2 protein-coding genes and 1 pseudogene are annotated in these 1,639 nt (G+C 53.2%); 2 read left to right on the top strand and 1 reads right to left on the bottom strand.

Going from position 1 to position 1,639, the window contains the following annotated elements; translation table 11 throughout:
* Both HMPREF2806_RS13715 and HMPREF2806_RS04185 read left to right on the top strand, forming a co-directional pair.
* A pseudogene (locus HMPREF2806_RS13715) lies at nucleotides 1-265 on the top strand (hypothetical protein); the annotation flags it as partial.
* A 4-nt stretch (nucleotides 266-269) separates the two neighbouring features.
* Complete coding sequence (locus HMPREF2806_RS04185; RefSeq protein WP_070511640.1) at nucleotides 270-656, top strand: IS30 family transposase; 387 nt, start codon at nucleotides 270-272, stop codon at nucleotides 654-656.
* A 70-nt stretch (nucleotides 657-726) separates the two neighbouring features.
* Here HMPREF2806_RS04185 and HMPREF2806_RS04180 read toward each other — a convergent pair whose 3' ends face one another.
* Nucleotides 727-1,041: a transcriptional regulator gene (locus HMPREF2806_RS04180; RefSeq protein WP_049157204.1), complete on the bottom strand. Its 315-nt coding sequence runs from the start codon at nucleotides 1,039-1,041 to the stop codon at nucleotides 727-729.
* Nucleotides 1,042-1,639: the final 598 nt, after the last annotated feature.

Here is a 1,639-nt window from a genome sequence, read left to right as displayed (position 1 = left end):
ATACACTCCGTATCAAACAGTCAAAGAAACACTTGTGGTTGATGATCCCCCTGTTCCAGAACACGGCTTCACCGAAGAGGCAAACTTCCTCTTTCTTAGAGGAAAGGGCGACAGCGAACAATGGGTGAAGTTCTCTCGAGAGGCTCTCGATCTGTGTTCTCCATCAAGTCCGTCTTCTTTAATCATGGAGTCAACGACAGTTGCTCTCAGTTTTTCTCTGGATAATCCGGGTAGTGCTTGGACTCTAACCGGCTTGAACAAGTAGTCGTATGGGCTCGCTGCTTGATGTGCATGATTCCGCCACGACTGTCGATAAGTTAATCGAGATGTTTACCGGAAAAATACGCAACAACACCAAAACACTGACCTGGGACCAAGGTGTGGAACTAGCCCAAGTAGACAGGCTGAGCATCGAACGTGGGCTCGCAGTCTACTTCTGCGATCCACACTCACCCTGGCAGCGTCCTACCAACGAAAACACCAACGGGCTAGTCCGAGACTTCCTACCCAAAGGAAGCGACTTTAGTACCCTGACGCTTCAAAAGGCGTTCAACACATTCAAGACCTACTCAACGGGCGCCCCAGAGAAGTCCTCAACTGGTACACACCAGAAGAGAGAATCCAAGAACTATTCAAGTGATGCATCCACCACTTGAAACCGCCTGCGGCGGGCGGGAAAACTTTGGCAACAAGGGCACCTCAGCGAGGCCGTACTATGCACCCAACTCAACCCTCAGCTAATTCCTTGAGTGCTGCCAAGTGGCCGTCGAAGGCAATCTTGCCTTGCTCAGTCAATGCGACCCACACCGAGTCCTTCGCACGGCTGGTGCCGTACTCGCGGAAGCGAGTCACGTAGCCGGCTTTTTCCAGAGCTCCGAGCTGCTTAGACAGGGAGGCATCGGAAAGCTCCGTGCGAGCGCGCAACATGGCGAACTTCATCTCTCGGTTTACCTCCCCGCCCTGCGTGGCTCCGAAGGCATTAAGTGTGGCGCAAATCTTAAAGCGATTGAGCGGGTGGATTACCGGGTCAAGTTCACTCATCGCGGCCTCCGATCCAGCGCACCAGTATGTAGTGTCCACAAGACCGCCAAGGCGCACAGCACACTTGCAATGCATGAGGGAATAACGTGTCCTTCGACGAAGGGATTGAAGAGCGCCGGCAGAATCATAAATCCCAATCCTGCGTAGAAGCGCCAGGTCACATTCCTAGAGGCGTGCGGATCAACCTTCTGGCGCATTGAATCCCTCACCCCCGTGCGGTAAAAGACGGCAAGACTCACCAAGAGCGCGAGTAGAAGAAGCAGTCCACCAACAGGAACGAGAGGATGGACGTCATCCTTGATCCACATGTAGGCAAACCACGCGCCGTACGCCGCCGCTGCGAGCAGACTTAGCCAAACGGGTGGCCGTTTGGCCGCGGCCAGCCGTTGTTGTTCCTCAAATGCGAGTGCGTCCCGAACATCCTGATTGGACAAAACTAAAGCTCCCCTCCTGCGGCACCAAAGTCATTGTTTTCCATTACGGAAAGCAACTTACTTTACGCAACGGAAAATAACAAGAGTTTGTATATAGCTGCAGGCTGGGAGCGTAGAAACGTGCTAACAGTGTTATGTCCATGGACTTTTTGGACACGGAGTCC

Source organism: Corynebacterium sp. HMSC076G08 (assembly GCF_001811515.1).
In the GTDB taxonomy this organism is placed as follows: Bacteria; Actinomycetota; Actinomycetes; order Mycobacteriales; family Mycobacteriaceae; genus Corynebacterium; species Corynebacterium hiratae.
Note: the sequence above shows the minus strand (reverse complement) of the source record. Positions and strands in the feature narration are given on the sequence as shown.

Excerpts from the sequence above, each read along its gene's own strand:
- HMPREF2806_RS04185 (WP_070511640.1), top strand. The coding sequence starts at position 270 with ATGGGCTCGCTGCTTGATGTGCATGATTCCGCCACGACTGTCGATAAG.
- HMPREF2806_RS04180 (WP_049157204.1), bottom strand. The coding sequence starts at position 1,041 with ATGAGTGAACTTGACCCGGTAATCCACCCGCTCAATCGCTTTAAGATT.